This window comes from Candidatus Thiodictyon syntrophicum, from assembly GCF_002813775.1.
In the GTDB taxonomy this organism is placed as follows: Bacteria; Pseudomonadota; Gammaproteobacteria; order Chromatiales; family Chromatiaceae; genus Thiodictyon; species Thiodictyon syntrophicum.
In genome coordinates this window covers 6135832-6159435 of record NZ_CP020370.1, presented here as the reverse complement: position 1 = coordinate 6159435, position 23604 = coordinate 6135832, and the positions used below count along the sequence as shown (strand labels likewise).

Sequence of the window (23604 nt, the reverse complement as noted above, 5' to 3'; positions counted from 1 at the left end):
CGGGGAACCCCGATGTCCTACTACCGGCACCATGTCTTTTTCTGCACCAACCAGCGTGAGGACGGCAGCCAGTGCTGCGCCCAGTGCGGCTCCGCGGGGCTGCGCGACTACCTGAAACGCCGCACCAAGGAGCTCGCGCTGGCCTGTCGGGGCGGCGTGCGCATCAACACCGCCGGCTGTCTGGACCGTTGCGAGGAGGGGCCGGTGCTGGTCGTCTACCCGGACGCCGTCTGGTACACCTATGTGGACCAGGAGGACCTGGACGAGATCCTGACCGAGCACCTGGTCGCGGGGCGCGTCGTCGAGCGGCTGCGCTTACCCGACTGAACAGGAGCCCGGGCGTCCCGCCCGGGTCTGCCGTGTTGAGTGCTGGCGCGACGCGAGCCTCGAAAGATCAAGCGATTAGACGCGCTGAGCCGGTATCCGCCACTCCCGCGCTTGCATCCGCCCATCCGCTCCCGTATAGTTCGCGGTCTTTCGCGCTTTCGCTCAACGAATCAAAGACCCGCCGCCTTCCCGCTCGCACCCCTTGGGGTATCCGGACCGGGGCGCACGCGGACTCGGTACGGGAATTACGGATCATGACGACGACTGTGAGCACCAAACCGGCAGAGGTACGCCGCGCCTGGTTCCTGGTGGACGCCGAGGGCAAGACGCTCGGCCGCCTGGCCACTGAACTTGCGTTGCGCCTGCGCGGCAAGCACAAGCCCCAATACACCCCCCACGTCGACACCGGCGACTATATTGTCGTGGTCAACGCGGGCAAGGTCCGGGTCACCGGCAACAAGCTCGCGGACAAGATGTACTACCGCCACACCGGCTATGTGGGCCATCTCAAATCCATGAGCCTGGGCAAGTTGCTCGACCAGGCCCCGGAGCGCGCCATCGAGATCGCGGTGAAGGGCATGCTCCCCCGCGGCCCCTTGGGTCGCGCCATGTTCCGCAAGCTGCGTGTCTACGGGGGGGCCGAGCACGGCCACCAGGCCCAGCAGCCCCAGGTCCTCGAGCTTAACTGCTAGCCAACCCCAGTATCCAATCGTCCTCAGGAACAGACATCCATGTCGGAGACTCAATACGCCACCGGTCGCCGTAAGACCTCCGCCGCCCGGGTCTTTCTGACCACGGGTTCAGGTGAGATCACGGTCAACGGGCGCACGCTCGACCATTTCTTCGGCCGCGAGACCGCCCGCATGGTGGTCCGCCAGCCCCTGGAGACCTGCGGTCTACTCGGTCGGGTGGACATCAAGGCCACGGTCGTCGGCGGCGGCAACACCGGCCAGGCCGGCGCCATCCGTCACGGCATCGCCCGCGCCCTGGTAGGCTACAATGAAGAACTGCGCTCGGCCCTGCGCCGCGCCGGCTTCCTGACCCGCGACGCCCGCGAGGTCGAGCGCAAGAAGGTCGGCCTGCACAAGGCACGCAAGGCACCGCAATACTCCAAGCGCTAGTCCGCTTGAAATGGCGATTGACGGGCCTGCCCCACCGGTGCGGCCCGCCACTCGCCAAATCAGTTCTTGGGGGATCGTCCAGCGGCAGGACTACGGACTCTGACTCCGTCAACCTAGGTTCGAATCCTAGTCCCCCAGCCAACAATAGATAAGGGCTTAGCCGCGAGGCTAGGCCCTTTTCGTTGGGGCTCCGGGCGAATACCGGGCCGAGCCACGTCCCAACGGAGCCGGTTATGTCCGGTTCCGGGGGCATCGGTGGGTGCGATGCGCTCCTGCGACCCCGGCGGATCACTGCGCCCCGCCCGGCGGCGAGCAGCACTGGCATCACTCCCGCCGGCTTCGTCCGCCCGGCGGGATCAGATACATGATCTGTTCGAGACGACCGGCCAGCGCGGAACGTCCAGACCGTGCACCGCCCGGGGGACCGCGCGGGGTAGACTGGAACGTCGCCATTCGGAGGCCAAAGCCGGGGTATCGGTCGGGGACCGGGCCGGCGGTGGAGGTCGGCGGCGGTCGGACCGTTGAGGCAGTACCCTGGGTGAAAAGCAAACGAAGGGTTATGCGCGATCACCCGGCCCCATCGTGTGAGACCCAGGTAGTATTCTCATCGAAGTGTCCAATCATCGGGAGGAAACCATGGCTGACCGCGGTCTCTCAACAACGTTCTTGAACGACCTGAGGGCCGGATGTCTGGCGCCACTGCTTGAACGGGTCAAGCGAGATGACACCCTCCATCTTGCCATTCGCAACCAGTACATCAACATCTACTACCGAGGTGGCAACCTTCTGAGAGTATCTCGCAACCCGAATGGCGTCGGCACGGCGAGCATTTATACGGCGACTTTCGACCCTCACTACTTCACCGGCAGCTACCCCAAGACATTCGGCGAGTGCCCTGGCCGGATCGCCCGAGAGGGCGATTGCGCCAAGTGGGTTGACGCTTTCCCATTCCTCAAGCAGGAGATGGATCTGTGGTTCGCAGGGCACCCGAAGATCGAGCGTGAGTATCAGCAGCTCGTCGCCCGCGCCAATAATCGCGCCCATGGTGCAACGGCCACCGACTATTTCATCATCGACATCGAGTACGCGCAGGGCGAAGACCGATTCGACATGATCGCCGCCTTCTGGGAGTCAAGCGGCCCCATGCGCAAAGCGGCCCACGCGAGGCTCGCTCTCATCGAGATGAAGTACGGCGACGGAGCGCTCACCGGGGCGGCCGGCATCGACAAGCATATCCGTGGCATGAACAGGTTCGCCGCGACACCGGGCCTGCTCGACAGAGTCAAGGCCGAGGCGATTGCGATGTTCGAGCAGCAACTGGAACTCGAGACGATCCGTGCACCCAAGGCGATCGTCGAGTTCACCGCCGAGGAGCCCGAGTTCATCCTGTTTCTCATGGATCACGATCCGGATTCCTCAAAGCTGAAGAGCGCACTCCTCGACATTGGCGCCGGCATTCCCGCGCCGGCCGGATACGAGCTCAAGCTGTGCGCAGCCACATTCATGGGCTTGGGGCTCTTCAAACAGAGCGTCCTCGGCTTGCCTGAGTTCTTGAATCGCATGCGCGGCCAGATTCACTCAAGGGATTAGGAGCGCCGCCCTGCATTACATCATCCATGGCGGTGCCGACCGGATCGGCGGCATGTGCATCGAAGTCGCATCCGAGGACGGCACGCGCATCCTACTCGACCTCGGGATGCCGCTCTACGACGCGAACCACGAGGACGTCCCCCGCGACACGCAGCAGCGCCCCACACGCGAACTCATCGCCGAGAAGGTCCTGCCCGACGTCGCCGCCCTTTACGCCGACGATCCCGCGGCACCTGCCTTCTCCGCGATCATTCTGACGCACGCACACCTCGACCACTACGGCCTCGCACACCATGCGCACCCCGACATTCCCGTCTACGGCAGCCGAGGAACCATCGCACTCCTCGAAGTAGGCCGCATCTTCTTCCCCGACGCCGCCCTCCCCGGCGACCTGCGCGAGCTCCCCGAGCATGGCCCACTGCTAATCGGCGCGCTGGCCGTCACCGCCATCCCGGTCGACCACGGAGCACCCGATTCGCGCGCCCTGTTCGTCGAGTCTAACGGCCAGCGACTTCTCTACTCCGGCGACCTCCGGGCGCACGGCCGTACGGGCTATCGGTTCGACGCGCTGCTCCGCGACACGCGGCTCCACGGCATCGATTGGCTGCTCCTTGAGGGTATGACGCTCGGCGCCTCCGCGAGCCCCCATGGGCAACGCTCCGAGCAAGACGTCGAGGAATCGCTCGTCATGATCGCCAGGCGCGACAACGACAAGCTTCTCGCCGTCATCGCCCCGGGCCAGAACCTCGACCGCCTCGTGTCGTGCTTCCGCGCCGCCAAGCGCAGCGGCCGTCTGCTGGTAGTCGATCCCTACCAGGCGTTCGTGCTCATGAAGCTCGCGCCCCTCTCGGCATCGATCCCCCAGTTCACCTGGGACGGCATCCGCGTCTGCTTTGCTCCTCACCAAGTCGAGCGACTCAGGAACGCCGGTCTCATGCAGTTGGTCTGGGACATGCGCATTGCTGCCAAGGTCTCCACCGACGAGCTGGCCGAGAACCCCGGGGCGTACCTCATGTGCGCACGAGCGGGCTTCGGCATGACCAAGGTGTTCGACAAGATCGGGCCGAGCCGCGTGTCGCTCGTCTGGTCGCAGTGGAGCGGCTACTGGAGGCGCGGCGGCTGCCCCATCCGCGAGTGGTCCGAGCGCACGGGCGTCGAGGCGCGGTTCGTCCACTCAGGGGGTCACGCCTGGCCCGAGGACCTCAAGCGACTCGCCGAGGCACTCCAGCCGAAGCAGCTAGTTATCGTACACACGGAAGGGGGTGCCGGGACGACGTTCGCCAGCCCGCCATGTCTATCATCCGACTTGGTCTGATGAAGGAACACACCGCACACCAAGCGCAGCCGTCACCGGGGCTGCGGCGAACGTCCGCTGTCCGTTGGACTGCTGCCGTTGAGATTCAAAGAGCCGATGTCGGCTTGGGGTCTTTAGCGGCCTTCCGTTTGCCAGAGACCAATGTCCGCGAACCGCTAGTAAAACCGGTCTAGGCACCCGAGGCCCGCCGCCTCCCCTGTCCGCAACAGCGGATTGCCGCCCTCCGCCGAGCCCCGCGCCATGCCCAGCCCCTCCGCCGTCCCCACCGGGCCGACTGTGCCCCTCCTGGCCACTTCGCCCGCGCCGGTGCGCCTCGACTGGTGCCGCCGCGCCGCCATCCTGCCCGGCAAGACCCTACACCTCGCCCTCGCCTTGATGGCACTAGCCACGGCGCACCGAGCGCCCGGCGTGCGCCTCACCCGGCGCACCCTGACCACGCCCGCTACGATGCCCTGCGCCGCTTGGAGGCGGCGGGCCTGATCCGGTCCTGGCAACTCCCGGGCCGTGCCCCGCACGTCGTCCTCACCGAGCCCGGCACGGACCAACCCCTGCGGCTGTCCTGAGCGCCGGCCGCCCGGCCCGACCGCGCGGCCCCCCGCGGGTTCCGTCACGGTCCCCTGCAGCCCCCGGCCCCGTCCCACGTTGAACCAGCCCGTCGGTCTTGCCGCCCCCGGCTGCTCCTGCTGGGCGCCGGCTGGGTGCGCGTCCGGGTTTTCCGGTCGGGCCGGGTGCGTGACTGCAGCCATCGGACGGCGGTTGACTAGCCGGCTGATCCCCCTATTCACCCTCACGCGCCTCGACCGTCGCTACGAATCCAAGCAGGGCGACCAATCGCTCCCGGGAGGGTCCATTCAGGTTCGTGCCGAAGCGCGGGTCGTAGTGCTGGCAGTCATCCGCCGCCAGCCGGTAGCCGTCGGTGGGTGTACGCTTCTGACCCAGGTACAGGTCGAGGCCCTGTTCGACGAGCAGCAGATCCCAGTTCCGGATGATGCGCACCGGCCCCCACTGTTGGTGCCGATGAGTGTTCTGGAAGGCCACCAGGCGACGGTGCAGCACCTCGGCGGCAGTCCAGCCGGGCATCGGCTCGGACAGCGGGCGCTCGGTCAGCAGGGCGCGCGCCTGTTCAAACAAGGCCGCAGCCTCCCCCGTGACTCCTTCTCCGCGGTTGGCGGCCCGCTCCGCCACCCAGAGCCCGAAGGCGCGCAGGCGCCTTGGGTGCTCGAACCATTTCTTGAGCACCGTGAGGCGCATGATATTCGCGTGTCCGGTGCGGTCGATCTCGTTGATGATCGCGGCGAGTTTGTCTTGGACTTGGGTAGGCATCGTAGAAAGCAGGGGTCGTACCATGAAAGTCCTCGTTCGCTCGCGGAGCTTCAGGGTTGCGTCATGCCGGTTCCATCAGTGCTAAGCTCTGAAACAGTAGTTGTGTCCGCGCTCCCAGCACCGCGGCGATGGCCAAACGGGGGCCGCCAGCCCTGCGGCTGCGCAGCGAGCCGGTGTGCGTGCAAGTACAGGCCGATTTGGCGCTCGTGACGTGCTGCCGGGCGCCCGCTTGACTGTGTTGATCCAGGAGCAGACATGCTTTCCGTCCATGCGGTGTACGAAGATGGCAAGGTCACGCTGCTAGAGGAACTGCCTGCGGTGCGCCGGGCGCGACTGATCGTCACGGTGGTCGACCCGATACCCCCAGCGGGAACCGACGTAACCGCAACCGGGCCTGCCCCGGTTGACCTGTTTGATGATCTGATCGGCGTCATCGACGTTCGCGAGGACGGCGCTCCGGGGCACGACCGTTGAAACGTGTCGTAATTGTCCGTCTGAGCACGGCCTGGCGTGCCGTCACGGATGGCGCGACCGGATGCCGTTAGCATCTCACTGGTTGTTCAGTGGTCGTGCCGTCACTGCATGTGCGCCTTGACGAAGGCGACGGCCTGCTCCTGCACCTCGGTCGCCTGGGGCGACAGCCAGAAGCAGAGGTGGGTTCCCCGATTGATCCAGAGGTGCTGGGCCGCCGCAATGGTGCTGGCAGCATGGTCGCCATCCCTGAATTGCACATCTGCATCAGCGGTGCCGTGGATGATGAGCGAGGGCGCCTTGATCTCACTCAGGGGCAAGTTGTCGATGCCTGCGAGTTGAATGAGGTCGTTGTCGACCCCCGCCTTTCGGAGGCGGTACGGATTCATGGAATTGCACAGCACCTTGACGGCCCTCAGTTTCTCGGGGTCGGCCACCACCTGCTTAACGCGCTCATGCTGTTCCTTGCTTGTGAGATACCCTTCCGTGCTCAGCAGATCCGAAATCACGAGTCCGGGGAAGTGCGCCATCAGCGCGTGGACGAGCCTTTCCCCGAAATCGGAAAGGAAGAGCGCCTGCTCCACCTTGCCCGCCTGGGCGGGTATGACATACCGCTGTGAGACGCCGTCCACGGCCACCAGGCACGAGACGCGGTCTGCATGGCGTGCGGCAAGCGTGTAGGCAATCGGACCTCCGGCTGAGGTTCCGACAACGGCAACCTTGTCGATCCCCAGGGCGTCGAGCAGGGCCGCCAGGGCGTCCGCCTGCTCTGCAATTGTCCGCCCCGTGTCGAGAGGCGTCCCCAGGTACCCGGGCCGAGAGGGAGCAAGCACTCGCATGCCCCTTTCGGTGAAGATCCTTGCGAGGCCCAGCCCCTGATCGTATCCGCCAGGGGCACCATGCACCACGAGTACCACAGGGCCTTCACCGGCGGTGCCATACTCGATCTTGCCCGCAGCTGTCTCGATGATGGTGCCGGGGTCTTGGATCCCCGGGTAGTTTGTATTGGTCACACTCTTGCCTCCTACGGACGGATAGGAAATTCAATCACCCGAAACCCGATATGGCCCCAATCTTAGCCGCGCTCAGGACACCGGGCAAGCGGGTTTGCGGCTGAGTCTGGCGGTCTGGGGGGACGCCTAGCGAGACCAGCGGCGGGGCGCCGTGCAGCGGCGCTGCCGGGGCCTGCACCGGCGTGCCGGCGGTGGCGGCCCCGTGGCGGTGCTACCAGGAAATGCGCTGATCGAACTCGAACTCCGGTGCGGGTTGCGCCACGGCGTCCCAGTCCGGCAGCGGTGCGAGCGGATCGTCCCAGGAATTCCGGGGACAAGGAATTCCGGGGACAGTATACGTATTTCCGCGGAGAAGCAGGAATCGTGGCCCGGCTCGTGTCGATCTCGTCAATATCGGCGGCGATCTGGCTGCGTGTGCTCAACCGGTCAAACCGGCCTTCATCGATATCGCGAATACCGCTGTCGACCGCTTGCCGCAACGCGTCCAGTCGCGATGCGTCCTCGGCCTCACGCTGTTCCACCAAGCGCAGCCGCTCGCGCAACACCTCGCCGGCGTCTTGGTATCGGCCGCTGTCGACCAGACTACCAACCAACGCTTCTTGATGATCTGTCAGTACGACGTATCTGGTGGGCATTGCTTCTCTACCGTCTGTAACAAGCAGATAGTAGCAGCGGCCGGCATAATCTGCCACCCAACGTTGAGCGGAAATAGGGGACGTACGACGAAAAACTGCCGATCGCCAGGTCCCGCAGACACAACGAAATGACCTGAGTCTCGCCAGGTCCAGGGTCCCAGCCCGCGATGTGCCGGGGGGCCTTGATATTACTCCGGCCGCCTCGAGGGTGATAGCCGTCGCGGCCGGGGGCCGCTCCTACGCGGTAGGAGCGGCCCCCGGCCGCGACGGGTTGCCGCAAGGGTGTGTGGGGAGTTCCGGGGACAGGGGGTCTTCCGCTCCGTTGCACCCGCGATCCCAGCCATTACGCTGCGCCGCAACGGCTATTTTTCGGCCTCCTGGTCCATCAACTCCGCGCGCAGTTGCGCCAACTCCCGGCGATAGCTCTCAGCGTCCCCGTATTCAAAGAAACGGGGATAGCGACTATGGGATGCAACGATGCGCCGGCCGTTCTTGATCGGGCACCAGTACTGTTCGGTCCGCGCGGCGATCTCCCGGAAATAACCCGCCAGGCCATTGCCATAGGAGCAGTAGAAACAGTTGAAGCGCTCGATCATATTCAGATACGGCAGGTCCTGCCGGTCGAAGACGAAGTGATCCACGCGGCGCACCTTCAGAATACCGTAGATCGGAAAGCACAGCGACTGATAGACAAAGAGGAACAGGTCAAGCGCGGCAAACGCCGCCAGGCCCGAATAAATCAGCGGGGCCGTCAACACGTTGAGCGGCCGGGCCTGTGCAAGGTAACGAACGAGCCCGGTCTTGAGCCGGTGCTGCTGAAGTGTCACTTCCTCGGCAAAGCGCACTCGCTTCTTTTCGATGATATACTGGAACGCCTCCCGCTTCTTCACAAACTCCTGTTCCAATTCGTCTTCCAGTTCATTGATCCGGCGGATCAGTTCGTCGATCTGACGAGTCATGCGGGTGCTCCTGGTTGCATCGGTGGTGATGGCGACTGCTCGCCCGGGGGAAAACCCGAATGAATCAGCGCGTGCCCAGGTCACGGTGGTCGGCTGCGAGAGTGGAATTCCAGGGACAGTATACCTCTTGGTCTCGCCTTCCTGTCGGCCCTGCGCCTCCCACTCCTGGGTCCAGGTCTTGATGCGCTCGGCCAGCATGATGAAGGTTCGTCCGTCACCCGCCGAGTTCTGCGCGCGGCCCGTCGCGGCGCAAGCCGCTCCCACAGCGTCGCTGCGTGACCTTCATGGTGAAGTTCCGCCCTCCAGTGGCCGCAACGGCGATCAAGGCCGGCAACCCGGGGCTGGTTTCCGGGAGCGCCGCAGCCCAGTGCAGTGCGGACTCTCAGCCGCGACGAACGCCGCTGGCGTGCGGGGGCCGGGTGTTGGGGCTCGCCCCCTGTCGTTTTCTTTATCTTGGCGAGCTTGGCGTGAGACCATCCCCGCGACATGAATAACAATGATGAACCGGCGTTCGCGCGTTATATCGGCATCGACTACTCCGGCGCTGCGACGCCAAGGTCGAGCCTCAAGGGGCTTCGCGTCTACCAGGCGGGCCGGGCGACCCCGCCCGAGGAAGTCCTGCCGCCGCCCAGCCCTCGCAAGTATTGGACCCGGCGCGGCATCGCGGAATGGCTGGTGGAGCGTCTCGCCGAGGACGGGCCTACCCTGGTCGGCATTGACCACGGCTTCTCGTTTCCGTTGCGCTATTTCGAGGCCCACGGGCTGCCGCTCGATTGGCCAGCCTTCCTTGCGGACTTCCAGCGCCACTGGCCGACCGACCAAGACATCTATGTGGATTTCGTCCGCCACGGCGACGTTGGAACGGGCGCCGAGCGTATGGGCAATTCCCGCTGGCGGCGCCTGACCGAGGTGCGCGCGGGTACGGCCAAGTCGGTCTTCCACTTCGACGTGCAAGGCTCAGTGGCCAAGTCCACGCACGCGGGCCTGCCCTGGCTGCTCTATCTCCGGCAGCAGCTTGGCGAGCGGCTGCATTGCTGGCCGTTCGACGGCTGGCAGATCCCGGCAGGGCGCTCGGCGGTCGCCGAGATCTACCCCGCCCTGTGGAAGCACGCCTACCCCGCCGAAGGACGCACTCCGGACCAGCACGACGCCTGGTGCGTCGCCGCCTGGCTGCGTCAGGCCGATCTGGATGGCCGGCTGCATGGATACCTGGCACCCTCCCTGACGCCGCCCGAGTGTGCCCTGGCCGAGGTCGAGGGGTGGATTCTCGGGGTGGGCTGAGGCCTCCCACCGGCGCCCGGACGGACGCCTGATGACCCGAACGGGGCCTCGATCTTGGTTTCGGCCGGCGGCCGCCTCCCGGAGTCCAAGGCTTCAGCCTTGGTCCTGTGCATCCAAGGCTGAAGCCTTGGACTCCGCCCGGGGCGGCCGGAACGATGATCGAGGCCCGAACGGGTCACTCGATCTCAAGCAATTGGATCTAGACCCGTCTATTCTCTATCGTCTGCTGCTGTCCTTACCCCTTACCCCTTACCCCTTGCCCGGAGAAACCTGGATGCCCCGTCAGTTCATCGCCCGCACCGTGCTCGCCGCGCTTGTCGCCGGCGCCATCGCCGTCCTGCCGGCCCCCGCCGCGGCCTGCACCACGTTTCGCATCCAGTCGCAGGACGGGGCCTGGCTGGTCGCCCGTTCGATGGAGTTCGGGCAGGACCTCAAGAGCGAGGTGATGCTGGTCCCGCGCGGCTACCGGCTCACCACGACGCGCCCCGACCTCAAGCCCGGCATGGGCTGGGAGGTCAAGCACGGTTTCCTCGGCATCAACGCCTTCGGGCTGGACGTGGCGCTCGACGGGATGAATGAGGCGGGGCTGTCGGTGGGCGTGCTCTACATCCCCGGTTTTGTCGAGTATCAGCCGTTCCCGCCCGACGGCAGGCATGCGGTTTCCAACTTGGAGTTCGGCAACTGGGTGCTGAGCCAGTTCGCGACCGTGGGCGAGGTGCGCGAGGCGCTCGCCAAGGTCGCCGTCTACGACCTCGACCTGCCCCCGAGCGGCCGGTAACCGCTCCACTGGTCCATCGCCGACGCCCAGGGGGGCGCCTTGGTGGTCGAGTACGTGGGCGGCAAACTGCACCTCCATGACAATCCGATCGGTGTCCTCACCAACTCCCCGACGTTCGATTGGCACCAGACGAACCTGCGCAACTACATCAACCTCACGAGCATCAATGTCGATGCGCTCAAGCTCGGGTCGGTTGAGATCCTGCCGCTCGGCCAGGGTACCGGGCTGCTCGGGCTACCGGGTGACTACACCCCGCCCAGCCGCTTCGTGAAGGCGACCGCGCTCGCCTATGCGGCGCTCCCGGTGGCGACGGCGCCGGAGGCGGCGAACCTCGCCTTCCATATCCTGAACGCGGTCGACATCCCCGTTGGTGCCATCGTGGGGAAGGTCCCGTCGCCGACCGGCGGGGCGCCCACGCTGTCCTATGACCGCAGCGAGTGGGCGACCGTCTATGACCTCAAGCACCGGATCACCTATTTTCGGACCTATGGCGACCTGAACATCCGCAAGCTCGATCTCACCCGCTTCGACTTCGGCGGCAAGGCCATCGTGCACGTTCCCATGCCGACGACGATGCAGGCCCAGGACGTGACACCGGCGGTGGGTAATTAGTACTAAGCGGCGCAAGTCGTCAAACCATTGGCGTAGGGTGCGCCGTGCGCACCTTCCAAGGCTGGGGTTGAACGAAGCGGCCTGAGCCTGGGCCGGCGCTCCGGTGCGCGCGGCGCACCCTACGGGTACGCGCTCTTGCCAAAGGTCCGAGCATTTCCATCCGGGTGTACTAGGTTCGGCGGCCGACGGCCTGGGCTGGTGCCCAGACTTGCAGACTGCAATTCGGCGTGCGTGGGAGCGGCTTCAGCCGCGACGCGGCCACGGCCGCTTGCGCGGCCGCCTCGCGGCTGAAGCCGCTCCCACAGCGTGGCCGCGCGACTTGCACGGCGACGCCTGGGGCGGACTCGCAGTCCACTTTACGGCCTCGCCGGAACAGCGGACAATCGCCGGTCTGGGAGTTTTTATTGTGGGGTCGACAAGATGAACGACACCTTGAATAAAATCAAGGCAGAAGCGCAGCGCCGCCGGGAGTCCGAGGCGATGAGCAGGGCGTCGTCGATGGATCTGGCGCAGCGCCGAAGTGCGGCGGCGATGCCGCTGTTCAAGGCGTTTGGCGATATTGAAAACACCTTTGTGCGGATCGACGTGCTCAAGCGCATCTGGCCTGAGGACTATCAACGTCGTTCGGATCGCGCCCGCGGACTGGTCGCGGGGTTTCTCGGCGGCGAGCCGCACCCCTATGGTCTGAGTTTGCACATTCCCGGCGGCAAGGCCACCTTTGAGGTCGAACTGACCTGGGATGGGAAGATCCTCTATGTGAGCTCGCGTGAGGTCAGCGGCTTGCGGCCTTGGGCCTCAAAGGTTGAGCAGCCCGAGCCCTGGCTGGAGGATTTTTGCCAGACCATGTCAACGCTGCTGGAGTTTTGATTCATGCCGGTCTCAAGCCAATAGAGAAGATGGCTCAGCCGGCGGGCCAGGCCCTTTTCCTTTACCCTGTCGGGTCGAGTCCAGCCCGCGGAGGTGTCCATGCGCAGCGATGTGTCCCCGGTCCCGGCGGAGGACCCCGGGGACTATTTCCGGTTGGTGACCGACACGATCACCGAGGTCTTCTGGATGGCGGACGTGGCCACCAAGCGGACCTTCTATGTCAGTCCGGCCTACGAGCGCATTTGGCAGCGCCCGGTGGCCGAACTCTATGCGAACCCACGCTCCTTCATCGCTTCCATTCACCCCGACGACCGTGACGCCTTTCTGGCGGAACTGACCAAGAAGGAACAGTCGGTCGCGTTCGATCATGAATACCGGATCCTGCGGCCGGATGGTTCCATCCGCTGGATCTGGGATCGTGGTTTCCCGGTCGTCGACGCCGACGGGCGGATCGGCCGCTACGTCGGTCTGGCGCAGGACATCACCGAGCGCAAACAGGCCGAGGCCATGCAGGCCTTCCTGGCCCAGAGCGCCAGCGCGGTGCTGGAGCCGTCATTCTTTCATGCCCTGGCACGCTTTCTGGCGGCAAACCTGGGCCTGTTCTATGTCTGCATCGATCGTCTCGAAGGCGATGGATTGAACGCGCGCACCCTTGCCGTCTGGTGCGATGGGCACTTCGAGGACAATGTGACCTACGCCCTGAAGGACACGCCATGCGGAGCGGTCGTGGGCCGGCAGGTCTGTTGCTTCCCGGCCCGCGTGTGCGAATGCTTCCCGCGTGACCAGGTGCTCCAGGACTTGGGGGCGGAGAGTTACATCGGCGCCACGCTCTGGAACCATGCCGGGGCACCGATCGGCCTGATCGCGCTGATCGGGAGGGCGCCGCTGACCAACCGACCACTCGTTGAAAACATCCTGAAGCAGGTGGCGATCCGTGCGGCGGGTGAATTGGAGCGGCTCTTGGTGGAAGAGGCGCTGCGCGAGAGCGAACAGCATTACCGCACCCTGGCCAACAGCGGTTCGACGCTGATCCGGACCTCGGACGTGAACAACCACTGCAACTATGTCAACGAGCCCTGGATACGGTTTACCGGGCAATCGCCGGAGCAGGCGCGCGGCCACGGCTGGACCGACGGCATACATCCGCGGGACCTGGAGCGGTGTGGTCCGCTGTATGCCGCCGCATTCGCTCGCCGCCAACCCTTCAGCATGGACTATCGGGTGCGTCATGTCGACGGTTCCTGGCGTTGGCTGCGCGACGACGGCAATCCGCGCTATGACAGTCAGGGGACCTTTCTCGGGTATATCGGTTATTGCGTCGACATCACCGAACAGCGGGCGGCGAGCGATGAACTGGAGCGCTACCGCCAGCACCTGGAAGACCTTGTGGAGGAGCGTACCCGGCAATTGGTAATCGCCAAGGAGGCGGCCGAAGCGGCCAATATCGCCAAGAGTGCCTTCCTCGCCAACATGTCGCATGAGATCCGCACCCCGCTCAATGCTATTACCGGGTTGGCCTATCTGATCAAACGCTCCGGGGTCACCCCCCAGCAAGCGGAGCGGCTCGACCGGGTCGAGGTCGCCGGGCGCCACCTGCTGGACATCGTCAATGCCGTGCTGGACCTGTCCAAGATCGAGGCCGGCAAGTTCGCCGTCAATGAGGCAGCGGTCGATGTCGGCAGCCTCGTGGCCACTGTCGCAGCACTCATGGCGGAGCGTGCGCGGGCCAAGGGACTCAAATTCGCCATCGACATTCAGGCGCCACCCCAGCCGCTGCTGGGCGATGCCACCCTGCTCCAACAGGCGCTGCTCAACTATGCCGCCAACGCGATCAAGTTCACCGACACCGATCCCGCCAGCGACACCGACACCATCAGGCTGCGCGCCCTCACCAGCGACGAAGACCCCGACAGCGTGCTGTTGCGCTTCGAGGTGCATGATCGGGGCATTGGCATCGCCCCGGCGAGCCTGCCCAAGCTCTTTTGCGCCTTCGAGCAAGGCGATACCTCGATCACCCGCAAGTACGGCGGTACCGGGTTGGGGCTCGCCATCACCAAGCGGCTGGCCCGGTTGATGGGGGGCGAGGCCGGGGTGATCAGTACCTTGGGCCTGGGCAGCACCTTCTGGTTCACGGCGCGACTGAAGAAGGGTGCGAACGCGCTTGCCGCGGCGTCCCCCTTGACGCCGGACGCCGCCGAGGCCTTATTGAGCCGGAACTTCAGCGGCCGCCGGCTACTGCTGGCCGAAGACGAGCCCGTCAATCGTGAGGTGGCACGGTCGCTGCTCTGCGATCTGGGGCTGCTGGTCGAACTGGCCGAGGATGGCGTGCAGGCCGTGGAACTGGCCCACCGTAATGATTATGACCTGATCCTGATGGACATGCAGATGCCCAACCTGGATGGATTGGAGGCGACCCGGCGGATTCGCCGCTTTCCCAACTGCACCGCGGTGCCGATCCTGGCCGTGACCGCCAATGTGTTCGCCGAAGACCAGGCACGCTGTTTCCAGGCCGGGATGAACGACTTCATCTCCAAACCACTCGCGCCGGAGTCGCTGTTCGCGACCTTGCTGAAGTGGTTGGAGCGAACCGCGGCCTGAGAGGGCGATGCCCGAGCGTCCTCGTTACGCTGCCGCCGTCAGCTAAACTCTTAGGTTGGACAAGCGCAGCGCAGTCCACCAACACCGGCGCGGCGTTCGGTTGATTTCGCTGCCGCTCGCCCATCCTGCCGCCGGTTGTGAACCCTCGTTATGTTGCACCCGTCAGCCAAACCGGAGTCTCCCATGCAAGACCTGAAACCAAGCACCCTCGCGTCGGCACCGTCGGCTCAACCGTTTTCAATCGGCACCCTCAGGCACCTGAGAATTCTGTGTATCTCTGAGGTGGGCTGGCTCGACACGCCGACCCTGTTGGCGGATATCGCGGCGGCCGGCGGCCAGGGCGCCAATCAGTATCAAGTGCCCTGGCCGCCGTTTGCGCAACTGCACGCCGACAACGCCGCCGGGGCCGCGGCCCTGATCGAGGCGGAAACCGCGGATGGCGCACTGCACCGGGTCCTGTTCGATACCGGGTGGAATCCCGCCTGGATGCAGCGCCGCTTCGCCGAGGAGGGGGTGGACCGGCTGTTGGCGCAGGGCGCGATCGACTGTCTCGTCATCAGTCACGAACACTTCGATCATTTCTGGGGCATCGGCGTCACCCTGAAGCTCTGCCCGTCGCTGCCGATCTACATCCCCGCCGGTTTTCATCCCGAGGGGCTGGACCTGATCAAACGGTACGGACATACCGGCCCGCTCATCACGGTGCCGCCCCAGCAGCCGCTGACGCTCTTCCCCGGCTGCGCGCTGGTGCAGTTTCCGATGCAGACGCTCTTGCAGGTCGAGGGCGAGAATGTGCTGTACTTCGACATCGCGGACAAGGGCCTGGCGATGGTCACCGGCTGCGGTCATGGCGGGGTGCTGAACCTGCTCGATTACGCCCGCCGCACCTTTGTCGGCGGCGACCGTCTCTATGCGGTCTATGGCGGGCTGCATATCGCGCCCTTCGACGACTGGAATGCGGAAAAGGACCAGGTGATCGCCGCCCTGGCAGACTATGGCATCGCGCACTTCGGCTGCAATCACTGCACCGGCGCGCTGGCGGTCGAGAAGATGATTGCCGCCGGCCTCCCGGTGGTCCGGGGCAAGGCCGAACATGGCTCCAAGACCGATCTGTTTCTGGGTAACGGGGAGGTGCTGGAGCTATAGGCGGCGCAACAAGCGTTCGCTAATTGACCGGTTTGGCCCCGAAGGGGCGCGACATACCAGCCCAGGGCAACGCCCTGGGATAGCATTGTTTATTCGGCCTGGCCCTGAAAGGGCGTGACGTAAGGAGCCATGCCGTTATGTCACGCCCTTTCAGGGCTAAGCTCCGCGGATAACCCATACCCAGGGCGTTGCCCTGGGCTGGTATGTGCGACCCCGTTGGGGTCGATACGCGCGATCAGCTGAAACCGGGTACTAGGCGGCCGCCACCAATGCCGCCATCTCCCGCACCCCAATCGCCTCGACGCCCTCGGCGACCGGATAGCGCTCCTCGCCGGCGTAGACGACAAAGGCCCGCGCCGGCTTGAGGTCCTCGCAGGCGACATAAAAGCCGCGGCGGGGCTTGGCCGTCAGGGCACGCTTGATCTCGATCGCCCACAGGCGGCCGTCCGGGCGCTCCAGCAGCAGGTCGATCTCGGCACCGGCGGCGGTGCGGTAGAACAGGGGCTGGGTGCGGTCCGGGAGCAGGGCACACAGTGTTTCGATCACGAAGCCCTCCCAGCTTGTCCCGACGACCGGGTGCCCCGCCAGGCGATCCAGGTCGACGATGTCCAGCAGGGCATGGACCAGGCCGCTGTCGCGGACATAGACCTTGGGCGACTTGACCAAGCGCTTGCCCAGGTTGGTGTGGTAGGGCCGCAGGCGCCGCACCAGGAGCAGATCAACCAGGAGGTCGATGTAGCGGGTGACGGTCTGGGTGCTGACGGCCAGGGCACGGCCCAGTTCGGACGCGTTGAGCAACCCGCCCTGGCGGTGCGCCAACATGGTCCAGAGCCGCTCCAGGGTCGCCGCGGGGAGGCGCGGGCCGAACAGGGGGACGTCGCGCTCCAGGTAGGTACGGATGAAATCCTTGCGCAGGGCGAGGCTGACAGCGTCGTCGATGGCCAGGAAGTGGTTCGGGAAACCGCCGCGCAGCCATAGGCGCTCCAGGTCCGCGCGTCCGGGTGCGACCTCGAGCGCGGTCAGCGGTGCCAGGTCCACGTAGGCGATGCGCCCCGCCAGACTCTCGCCCGACTGGCGCAGCAGGTCGATGGACGCCGACCCCAGGATCAGGAAGCGCCCCGTCCCACGGCCACTGCGTCGCCCCTCGTCGATGATTCCACGCAGGCTCTCGAAGATCTCCGGCATCCGGTGGATCTCGTCCAGGATGACCAGTCGGTCCGCCAGGCGCTCCAGGTAGAGGCGCGGGCTCGCCAGTTTGTCCCGGTCCTCCCGGGACTCCAGGTCGAGATACAGCGCGCCGCGCTCGTCACCGATGCTCCTGGCGAGCGTCGTTTTGCCCACCTGGCGCGGCCCGATCAGCGCGACGGCGGCCTGGCGGTCGAGCGCGGCGCGTACGACAGACTCGGCGAGACGGGGAAGTATCATTGCAATCTTTCCATGGCGTGGAAAGATTGCAATGATAGCTGAATGGGCGGCGGGGTTCAGCACCCGTCAGGGACGGTTCGGCGCTGGCGACGCGTTGACGATCATCCGGTCAGGCAGGCCAACTCCTCCCGCAGTTCTTCGATATCGGTTTGCACAGCAGGCACCCGGCGACGATACAGTTCGTCGAGGAACCGCGCGCGACTGATACCGAGGATCTCGGCGGCTTTGCCCTGGGAGATACGCCCCTCGGCATACCATCGCACCACCGCGGCGGTTTTGACCTCCGCGGCCAACTGACCGGGCCCTTTGCGTAGGGCCGACATGGCGCCGGTGTCGAAATTCAGCACGATTTGGGTCATAGGTCTGGACCTCCCGGCCCGGGGTTGGTTTGTCACCTTTCGATTCCGGGCAGGCCGCGCTCGACGCTTGGCTCAGGCAGCGCGCCCTGCGGGGTCAACACAGCGGCGGGGCCAGAACCTATATGATCACCACCGAGCGACGGGCGAGCGGCTATTTCGCCCTCGCCTTGGTCATAATTCCGGCCACCGGGCTCACCGCGAGGCCGTCGGTCCGCACAGCGGACCCTACGGAGCGCGGGCTTACCGTAGGGTCCGCTGTGCGGACCGAGCGCCTCCAGCCGGAGTTATGATCAAGGCCCGGCGAACCCTACGCAGGGTAATCAGTCGAGGGCGCCGACCGCTTAAACAGGATCACCTCACGCGTGATTTCGTAGAAGCCGTCGACCTCACCCACCCGGCATTCTTCTGCCTCTTGATCGAATTCGTTTCCCCATGCCTCTTGAACCAATGCGTAAAAGGCATCGAAAGGCGTTCGCGGGCCAGGAATGGACGAATACCCAGGCATGCATTGAGGCCACTTTTGGCTGCCGACGGTCAGTATATCGGGATATTTCACCTCAAGAAAAACTAAGTCGGAATCAGCCACAAAAGCGTCATCGAATAAGCCTTCTTTCATTTCATCCCTGCTGTCGTCGTATGAAACGCTTAGACCCTTGAACACGCGAACCGTGTCGACCTCAACAAGAAGCTCAAGCAATTCTGTTCGATTCTTACCTTCATCTCCCATAAGTGCAATTGACAGGTTACACGGATCGCCCCCAAGGGATAACACTACACAGGCGCCACGTACGCAGAACCGCGGAGAGAGAGCCGATTCCGGTAACAGTTGCGCTTGCTCCGTTGCCCACGCGCTGAGCACGGAGGACGGAACCGCGGGCAGTGCGGCGTTGCGCACTACCGTTTCCGGTTCGCCTCCGAAAAGCACGCCGCCGATATAGCCCAACCCTGTGGCGCGCAACCCACCGATTGTGACCACCCCAGCGCTGGCTGCCCTTGCAGTCGGATGAATGCAGGCGCGTCCATACTGTGTTCCATCGGGGCTTTGAAGATCCCGCAGATTATCCCCGATCGCAACCGACGGTCTCGGGAGCCACGACAAATCTGCCACCATGATGCGCGTCAAGAATTGCTTGCCCGGCAGGACTCGCCAGTCGCTTGCCTCGACCACGCCATGCATTGACTCAGAGCGATCGACAATATCGATGCGTACGTCCAAGGCAGGACAAAGGGATGCGACCAGGGCCGGCAATGCCGTCAAGATCGGCTTGCCGATAAGCATTTCTCGATGGAGCAGTCCGCCCTTTTCATCCGGCGCCTTTAGTAGGCGCACGGAGACCCTGGTCCGGCAATCAACCAAGCCCTCATCATTGCTAGGGTCGCGCAGGACAGGCCGGGAGGCGAGTCCGTGTCGGAATTCCAGCGTGCGCGTGTCGATGAGGGCCGCCGCATAGCGACGACTCGTCACCTTGACGTGCTCGCCCAGAATAAAGATCGAAAAGAAACCGATCCCGAAGCGGCCCGAGGCGTTCAGCCCCCGGCCGACCAGGCCGGGATGCTCTTGCTGCATGGCGCTGCTCCGCCAAAGAGATGCACCGAAGTCGAGCAAAGTACCAGTCAGCACACTCGTACTCATACCGACCCCGTTGTCCTGGACCTCGAGCCAGATACCGTCGGACCTGTCCCGCAAGGCGACGGTGATAACGCCGAAATCCGCGCTGATTCCGGGTACGCAACGACGCGCCCGGATAGCGTCCGCGGCGTTCTGGATCAATTCCCGCAAGGCGACTCGAGGATCGTCCCCATACAGACGTTTTCCACCAAGTCTCTCCACGAGTGCAGCCACGTCGGTCACCCGCAGACGGGTATCGACCGGCCTCCAGCCGGCGGTTTCGATGTAGCGGGCCAACCTTGCCGACGATTCGGCAGCCTTGACATGGTGTGCCTTGAAGCGGGGCCGACCGGTTTCCTCTAGAAAGGCATCCACCCCACGCAATTCCTGGTCAATCATTTGGATGGTATCGAAGCAAAGCCACCAGGCGTCGGACTCATGCACCGGAAACTCACTGCCGGTGTAGACGAGTGCGTCGCTTTCCCGAGATGGCTTACCCAGCCGCTGCTGGAAGGCCCAATGCTTCGCGGACTCTCCCGCAGGGCGTATCAGGGTTCGCAGCCAGCGGGGGGCTCGTCGATGATCGATATGCGCGGCGTCGGCAACGCGAAGCAGGCAGGCGATCCTCTGCGGGTCGACCCGCCAGGATGCCGGGAGCCCCGGTCCCGCATTGCATACCGGCGGCAGGGCGCTCAGACCTGCGACGTTCCACCAATGGCTCGCCGCAATCTTGCCGATCAGCCTGCCGTAGTAGCCGCGCAGATCTGAGTCCTGGATCAGAAATTCGGGTGTGGCAGGGTGGTCGGGGCCGGGCTACGCGGTGATCGGCAACTGCTCCGCCTGCTTGGCGTGCAAGGCGCGCAAGACGATGGGGACGGCCTCCGCGATGACATCTCCGGCTGGGTTCTCGATATCGGCGACCGCTACGGGCTCGTCCTGCCGTCCGCCCAGGATCAATGCAATCGCATCGCGCCATTCATCCGTTTTTCCGAGGTCGGTCAGTCCGCCGGGGAACGCCGCGAGCGTCATAGCGGCATCGTGGAGCAGGATGGCGCCACCGAGCACATAGCCTTCGGCCGGTGATAGTTCAAATTCGTCGCCTGCAATCAGGCTGGCGGTCTCCCAGAGTGCGTCCAAATGGGAAATATCGTGCACAGTCAGGCCCGGGATATCGGCCGATATTCGCGTGACCAGACTCGCTGTTCGATCGCGAAGATCGAGGAAGCTTACGCGCAATTTATCACGCGCAGACTCGTCGGCGCCGCCTGGGCGCTGCGCAATCGTCGAACGCCAAAGATGGGTATCTTGGAACGATTCTGGTATTGGCATCTTTGGTCCGGAAGCGAGTCGCGTATCTATTAGCTGACCAACGAAATAATCGGTGCCCATCAGGCGCTTTCGGCAAAGCCCCGATCAATCTTGGCGAGGATTGCGTGTGCCCAAGGATTGATAGTCCCGTAGGTCTTCGCCAAGCTGCCATCCGTGGTGCGAAAGACGAGCCTGGCGCTGATATTCTCAATCGAGTTGTCATAAACGTAAGCGCGATCTACCAGGCGCGCGGCGGTTCGGCAGTTGGCCAGCGAGCGTGCGTACCGGTCGATGATCTTGCTGATCGGGACATCGTGACCGCCCTGCATGACCCGCAGCGCGACACGCTTGGCGTTGATCGAGGGGTCATCGGTGCCGACGAAGAACAGACGGACGAAGAAGCCGCGATCACGCGCCCGGCGGATGAAATCCAACTTGTCCGGCATGGACAGTACCGTCTCGAACGCAAGGCTACGCCCTTGGGTCAGGCAGGTTTCGCGGATCTCGGCAGCGCGGCGGGCGGCCTTGAGGACCGGGTCAGGCGCGTTCCAGTCGCCGAACTCGTCGCGGGCGATGAAGTCGGGATTGACATACTCGCAGCCGCCCATCCACTCATGGCGCAGCAGTTGCTCGGTGACTGACGTCTTGCCCGCCCCGTTGGGGCCGGCGACCACGATAAGCCTTGGTTTTTCAGACTCGCTCATGGGTTGCGGAGCAAGGCATTGCAGCGTCGAGCGCCGCCTGTAAACGCTCCATTGAGATGCGACGGGCCAGGTCGCCGCGACGGCGTGCCTCCTCGGCAACCGACTCCATCAGGGCCGCCAGTTGTTCGTCAGTCGGCTCGTGCTCGATGTCGTTGAGGTCGAAGTGTGCGGGGTCCATGGTCGGGTCCAGGCTGAGTCGCGTCGGCAGGGGCGGGTTGGCGAAGTGTAACCCGATGAGTCAGGTGCCGGGTGACGGGGTGTCGAGCATGGCAGTCAGGGCCTTGATCATGACGCCGACCATCCTGCTGAACGGGAGATCGCTGGTCCGCACAGCGGACCCTACGGGCGCGGGGCGTAGGGTCCGCTGTGCGGACCGGGCACCGCTGAACGAAGCCGTATTCAACCCCCTGAATGCCCAAAAAAAAGCCCCGCCGAAGCGGGGCTCTTCCAGGCTGACAGGAAAGCCCAGGCGATCAGTAGTCCATATCGCCCATCCCACCCATACCGCCCATCCCACCCATGCCGCCGCCGCCACCGCCGCCCATCGGCTTCTCATCCTTGGGCAGGTCCGCCACCATGGCCTCGGTGGTGATCATGAGGCCGGCGATGGAGGCCGCGTTCTGCAGGGCATAGCGGGCGACCTTGGTGGGGTCCAGGATGCCCATGGCGATCATGTCGCCATACTCGCCGTTGGCGGCGTTGAAGCCGAAGTTGCCGGTGCCGGAGGCGACCTTGTTCAGCACCACGGACGGCTCGTCACCGGCGTTGGCGACGATCTGGCGCAGGGGCTCTTCCATGGCGCGCCGGGCAATGGTGATGCCCACGTCCTGGTCCTTGTTGGCACCCTTGAGGCCGCTGATCTTGTTGAGCGCGCGCACCAGGGCGACACCGCCGCCGGGGACCACCCCTTCTTCGACGGCCGCACGGGTGGCGTGCAGGGCGTCCTCGACGCGCGCCTTCTTCTCCTTCATCTCCATCTCGGTGGCGGCGCCGACCTTGATCAGGGCCACACCGCCGGCGAGCTTGGCCAGACGCTCCTGGAGCTTCTCCTTGTCATAGTCGGAGGTGGTCTCCTCGACCTGGCTGCGGATCTGTTCGCAGCGCGCCTTGATGTCGTTCTCGGAGCCGGCGCCGTCGATGATGGTGGTCTCTTCCTTGCTGACCTGGACCTTGCGGGCGGTGCCCAGTTCGGCCAGGCTCGCCTTCTCCAGTGACAGGCCGACCTCTTCGGCGATGACGGTGGCGCCGGTCAGGATGGCGATGTCCTGCAGCATGGCCTTGCGCCGGTCGCCGAAGCCCGGGGCCTTGACCGCGCAGACCTTGATGATGCCGCGCAGGCTGTTGACCACCAGCGTCGCCAGGGCCTCGCCCTCAACGTCCTCGGCGACGATCAGGAGCGGCTTGCCGGACTTGGCGACCGCCTCCAGGACCGGGAGCAGCTCGCGGATGTTGGAGATCTTCTTGTCGTGCAGCAGGATGTAGGGCTCTTCCAGTTCCGCCTTCTGGGTCTCCTGCTTGTTGATGAAATAGGGGGAGAGGTAGCCGCGGTCGAACTGCATGCCCTCGACGACGTCGAGTTCGTTGTTGAGTGACTTGCCCTCCTCGACGGTGATGACGCCCTCCTTGCCGACCTTGCCCATGGCCTCGGCGATGATGTTGCCGATGGAGTCGTCTGAGTTGGCGGAGATGGTGCCCACCTGGGCGATCTCCTTGTTGTCCGAACAGGGCTTGGAGATGGCCTTGAGTTCGGCCACGGCCGCCTCGACCGCCTGGTCGATGCCGCGCTTGAGATCCATCGGGTTCAGGCCGGCGGCGACCGCCTTCAGGCCCTCGCGGACCATGGCCTGGGCCAGCACGGTGGCGGTGGTGGTGCCGTCGCCGGCCACGTCACTGGTCTTGGAGGCGACCTGCTTGACCATCTGGGCGCCCATGTTCTCGAACTTGTCCTTGAGTTCGATCTCCTTGGCGACGGACACGCCGTCCTTAGTCACGGTCGGGGCGCCGTAGGACTTCTCCAGCACCACGTTGCGGCCCTTGGGACCGAGCGTCACCTTGACCGCGTTGGCCAGGACGTTGACGCCGTGCAGGATGCGGGCGCGGGCCTCGTCGCCGAAATGGAGTTCTTTTGCACTCATTGCCTTATAACCTCAATAAACTGTCGTA

General features: G+C 64.7%; 21 protein-coding genes, 1 tRNA gene and 2 pseudogenes. 13 read left to right on the top strand and 11 right to left on the bottom strand.

Annotated features, from left to right (window positions below; genetic code table 11):
- Window positions 1-12 precede the first annotated feature (12 nt).
- From THSYN_RS26415 to THSYN_RS34365, 7 genes are all read left to right on the top strand, one after another.
- Window positions 13-327, top strand: a complete 315-nt coding sequence (locus THSYN_RS26415; RefSeq protein WP_100921757.1) for a (2Fe-2S) ferredoxin domain-containing protein — start codon at window positions 13-15, stop codon at window positions 325-327.
- 254 nt (window positions 328-581) lie between these two features.
- Window positions 582-1019 carry a 50S ribosomal protein L13 gene (gene rplM, locus THSYN_RS26410; protein WP_100921756.1) on the top strand — a complete coding sequence of 146 codons (438 nt, stop codon included), beginning with the start codon at window positions 582-584 and terminating at the stop codon, window positions 1017-1019.
- Between the two features lie 39 nt (window positions 1020-1058).
- Window positions 1059-1448, top strand: a complete 390-nt coding sequence (gene rpsI / locus THSYN_RS26405) for a 30S ribosomal protein S9 (RefSeq protein WP_100921755.1) — start codon at window positions 1059-1061, stop codon at window positions 1446-1448.
- A gap of 67 nt (window positions 1449-1515) precedes the next feature.
- Window positions 1516-1589 (top strand) — tRNA-Gln (locus THSYN_RS26400).
- Window positions 1590-2084: 495 nt separating this feature from the next.
- Entirely contained in the window at window positions 2085-3038 is a 954-nt protein-coding gene (locus THSYN_RS26395) for a hypothetical protein (RefSeq protein WP_100921754.1), read from the top strand.
- Window positions 3039-3090: 52 nt separating this feature from the next.
- A complete protein-coding gene (locus THSYN_RS26390) occupies window positions 3091-4353 on the top strand; it encodes an MBL fold metallo-hydrolase (protein ID WP_100921753.1) in 1263 nt (420 codons plus the stop codon).
- A 240-nt stretch (window positions 4354-4593) separates the two neighbouring features.
- The gene (locus tag THSYN_RS34365; RefSeq protein ID WP_157817947.1) at window positions 4594-4833 is read left to right on the top strand and encodes a hypothetical protein; all 240 of its coding nucleotides are present in this window, start codon (window positions 4594-4596) and stop codon (window positions 4831-4833) included.
- 297 nt (window positions 4834-5130) lie between these two features.
- Here the strand turns inward: THSYN_RS34365 and THSYN_RS26380 are convergent, their stop codons facing one another.
- Window positions 5131-5676 carry a hypothetical protein gene (locus THSYN_RS26380; RefSeq protein WP_100921751.1) on the bottom strand — a complete coding sequence of 182 codons (546 nt, stop codon included), beginning with the start codon at window positions 5674-5676 and terminating at the stop codon, window positions 5131-5133.
- A 255-nt stretch (window positions 5677-5931) separates the two neighbouring features.
- Between THSYN_RS26380 and THSYN_RS26375 the strand changes: the two genes are divergently transcribed.
- Complete coding sequence (locus tag THSYN_RS26375) at window positions 5932-6150, top strand: hypothetical protein (protein ID WP_100921750.1); 219 nt, start codon at window positions 5932-5934, stop codon at window positions 6148-6150.
- Window positions 6151-6251: 101 nt separating this feature from the next.
- On the opposite strand, the gene THSYN_RS26370 is transcribed toward THSYN_RS26375, so the two are convergent.
- The 3 genes from THSYN_RS26370 to THSYN_RS26360 form a co-directional block, all read right to left on the bottom strand.
- Window positions 6252-7160, bottom strand: a complete 909-nt coding sequence (locus THSYN_RS26370) for an alpha/beta fold hydrolase (RefSeq protein ID WP_157817946.1) — start codon at window positions 7158-7160, stop codon at window positions 6252-6254.
- Between the two features lie 62 nt (window positions 7161-7222).
- Window positions 7223-7795, bottom strand: a complete 573-nt coding sequence (locus tag THSYN_RS36260; RefSeq protein ID WP_236848705.1) for a type II toxin-antitoxin system ParD family antitoxin — start codon at window positions 7793-7795, stop codon at window positions 7223-7225.
- A gap of 362 nt (window positions 7796-8157) precedes the next feature.
- On the bottom strand, window positions 8158-8952 hold the full coding sequence (locus THSYN_RS26360; protein WP_236848704.1) for a hypothetical protein: 795 nt from the start codon (window positions 8950-8952) through the stop codon (window positions 8158-8160).
- A 288-nt stretch (window positions 8953-9240) separates the two neighbouring features.
- Between THSYN_RS26360 and THSYN_RS26355 the strand changes: the two genes are divergently transcribed.
- The 5 genes and pseudogenes from THSYN_RS26355 (at window position 9241) to THSYN_RS26330 (ending at window position 16036) form a co-directional block, all read left to right on the top strand.
- Entirely contained in the window at window positions 9241-10035 is a 795-nt protein-coding gene (locus THSYN_RS26355) for a hypothetical protein (RefSeq protein ID WP_100921747.1), read from the top strand.
- A 31-nt stretch (window positions 10036-10066) separates the two neighbouring features.
- Window positions 10067-11425 (top strand): annotated as a pseudogene (locus THSYN_RS36255) (linear amide C-N hydrolase).
- A 420-nt stretch (window positions 11426-11845) separates the two neighbouring features.
- Entirely contained in the window at window positions 11846-12292 is a 447-nt protein-coding gene (locus THSYN_RS26340) for a hypothetical protein (protein ID WP_100921744.1), read from the top strand.
- Window positions 12293-12391: 99 nt separating this feature from the next.
- Window positions 12392-14890 carry a PAS domain-containing hybrid sensor histidine kinase/response regulator gene (locus THSYN_RS26335; protein ID WP_100921743.1) on the top strand — a complete coding sequence of 833 codons (2499 nt, stop codon included), beginning with the start codon at window positions 12392-12394 and terminating at the stop codon, window positions 14888-14890.
- 183 nt (window positions 14891-15073) lie between these two features.
- The gene (locus THSYN_RS26330) at window positions 15074-16036 is read left to right on the top strand and encodes an MBL fold metallo-hydrolase (RefSeq protein ID WP_100921742.1); all 963 of its coding nucleotides are present in this window, start codon (window positions 15074-15076) and stop codon (window positions 16034-16036) included.
- A 252-nt stretch (window positions 16037-16288) separates the two neighbouring features.
- Here THSYN_RS26330 and THSYN_RS26325 read toward each other — a convergent pair whose 3' ends face one another.
- The 7 genes and pseudogenes from THSYN_RS26325 to groL form a co-directional block, all read right to left on the bottom strand.
- Window positions 16289-17461: an ATP-binding protein gene (locus THSYN_RS26325; RefSeq protein WP_100921741.1), complete on the bottom strand. Its 1173-nt coding sequence runs from the start codon at window positions 17459-17461 to the stop codon at window positions 16289-16291.
- Between the two features lie 101 nt (window positions 17462-17562).
- Window positions 17563-17820 carry a UPF0175 family protein gene (locus THSYN_RS26320; RefSeq protein WP_100921740.1) on the bottom strand — a complete coding sequence of 86 codons (258 nt, stop codon included), beginning with the start codon at window positions 17818-17820 and terminating at the stop codon, window positions 17563-17565.
- Window positions 17821-18127: 307 nt separating this feature from the next.
- A complete protein-coding gene (locus THSYN_RS26310) occupies window positions 18128-19828 on the bottom strand; it encodes an ATP-binding protein (protein WP_418219949.1) in 1701 nt (566 codons plus the stop codon).
- 39 nt (window positions 19829-19867) lie between these two features.
- Window positions 19868-20758, bottom strand: a pseudogene (locus tag THSYN_RS37455) (HD domain-containing protein); the annotation flags it as partial.
- Between the two features lie 59 nt (window positions 20759-20817).
- Window positions 20818-21441 (bottom strand): zeta toxin family protein, encoded by a 624-nt coding sequence (locus tag THSYN_RS26300; RefSeq protein WP_100921736.1) that lies wholly within the window; start codon window positions 21439-21441, stop codon window positions 20818-20820.
- Window positions 21428-21619, bottom strand: a complete 192-nt coding sequence (locus THSYN_RS26295; protein WP_100921735.1) for a hypothetical protein — start codon at window positions 21617-21619, stop codon at window positions 21428-21430. Before THSYN_RS26295 ends, THSYN_RS26300 begins: the two co-directional genes overlap by 14 nt.
- A 295-nt stretch (window positions 21620-21914) precedes the next feature.
- Complete coding sequence (gene groL, locus THSYN_RS26290) at window positions 21915-23576, bottom strand: chaperonin GroEL (protein WP_100921734.1); 1662 nt, start codon at window positions 23574-23576, stop codon at window positions 21915-21917.
- Between the last annotated feature and the right edge of the window lie 28 nt (window positions 23577-23604).

What these genes read in the sequence shown, in the direction of transcription:
- THSYN_RS26335 (WP_100921743.1), top strand. Translation starts at nt 12,392, where the DNA reads ATGCGCAGCGATGTGTCCCCGGTCCCGGCGGAGGACCCCGGGGACTAT.
- THSYN_RS26375 (WP_100921750.1), top strand. Translation starts at nt 5,932, where the DNA reads ATGCTTTCCGTCCATGCGGTGTACGAAGATGGCAAGGTCACGCTGCTA.
- THSYN_RS26325 (WP_100921741.1), bottom strand. Translation starts at nt 17,461, where the DNA reads ATGATACTTCCCCGTCTCGCCGAGTCTGTCGTACGCGCCGCGCTCGAC.
- THSYN_RS36260 (WP_236848705.1), bottom strand. Translation starts at nt 7,795, where the DNA reads ATGCCCACCAGATACGTCGTACTGACAGATCATCAAGAAGCGTTGGTT.
- THSYN_RS26415 (WP_100921757.1), top strand. Translation starts at nt 13, where the DNA reads ATGTCCTACTACCGGCACCATGTCTTTTTCTGCACCAACCAGCGTGAG.
- THSYN_RS26390 (WP_100921753.1), top strand. Translation starts at nt 3,091, where the DNA reads ATGTGCATCGAAGTCGCATCCGAGGACGGCACGCGCATCCTACTCGAC.
- THSYN_RS26310 (WP_418219949.1), bottom strand. Translation starts at nt 19,828, where the DNA reads ATGATTGACCAGGAATTGCGTGGGGTGGATGCCTTTCTAGAGGAAACC.
- THSYN_RS26320 (WP_100921740.1), bottom strand. Translation starts at nt 17,820, where the DNA reads ATGACCCAAATCGTGCTGAATTTCGACACCGGCGCCATGTCGGCCCTA.
- THSYN_RS34365 (WP_157817947.1), top strand. Translation starts at nt 4,594, where the DNA reads ATGCCCAGCCCCTCCGCCGTCCCCACCGGGCCGACTGTGCCCCTCCTG.
- THSYN_RS26395 (WP_100921754.1), top strand. Translation starts at nt 2,085, where the DNA reads ATGGCTGACCGCGGTCTCTCAACAACGTTCTTGAACGACCTGAGGGCC.
- THSYN_RS26330 (WP_100921742.1), top strand. Translation starts at nt 15,074, where the DNA reads ATGCAAGACCTGAAACCAAGCACCCTCGCGTCGGCACCGTCGGCTCAA.
- THSYN_RS26295 (WP_100921735.1), bottom strand. Translation starts at nt 21,619, where the DNA reads ATGGACCCCGCACACTTCGACCTCAACGACATCGAGCACGAGCCGACT.
- THSYN_RS26360 (WP_236848704.1), bottom strand. Translation starts at nt 8,952, where the DNA reads ATGCTGGCCGAGCGCATCAAGACCTGGACCCAGGAGTGGGAGGCGCAG.
- rplM (WP_100921756.1), top strand. Translation starts at nt 582, where the DNA reads ATGACGACGACTGTGAGCACCAAACCGGCAGAGGTACGCCGCGCCTGG.
- THSYN_RS26380 (WP_100921751.1), bottom strand. Translation starts at nt 5,676, where the DNA reads ATGCCTACCCAAGTCCAAGACAAACTCGCCGCGATCATCAACGAGATC.
- THSYN_RS26355 (WP_100921747.1), top strand. Translation starts at nt 9,241, where the DNA reads ATGAATAACAATGATGAACCGGCGTTCGCGCGTTATATCGGCATCGAC.
- groL (WP_100921734.1), bottom strand. Translation starts at nt 23,576, where the DNA reads ATGAGTGCAAAAGAACTCCATTTCGGCGACGAGGCCCGCGCCCGCATC.
- THSYN_RS26340 (WP_100921744.1), top strand. Translation starts at nt 11,846, where the DNA reads ATGAACGACACCTTGAATAAAATCAAGGCAGAAGCGCAGCGCCGCCGG.
- THSYN_RS26300 (WP_100921736.1), bottom strand. Translation starts at nt 21,441, where the DNA reads ATGAGCGAGTCTGAAAAACCAAGGCTTATCGTGGTCGCCGGCCCCAAC.
- rpsI (WP_100921755.1), top strand. Translation starts at nt 1,059, where the DNA reads ATGTCGGAGACTCAATACGCCACCGGTCGCCGTAAGACCTCCGCCGCC.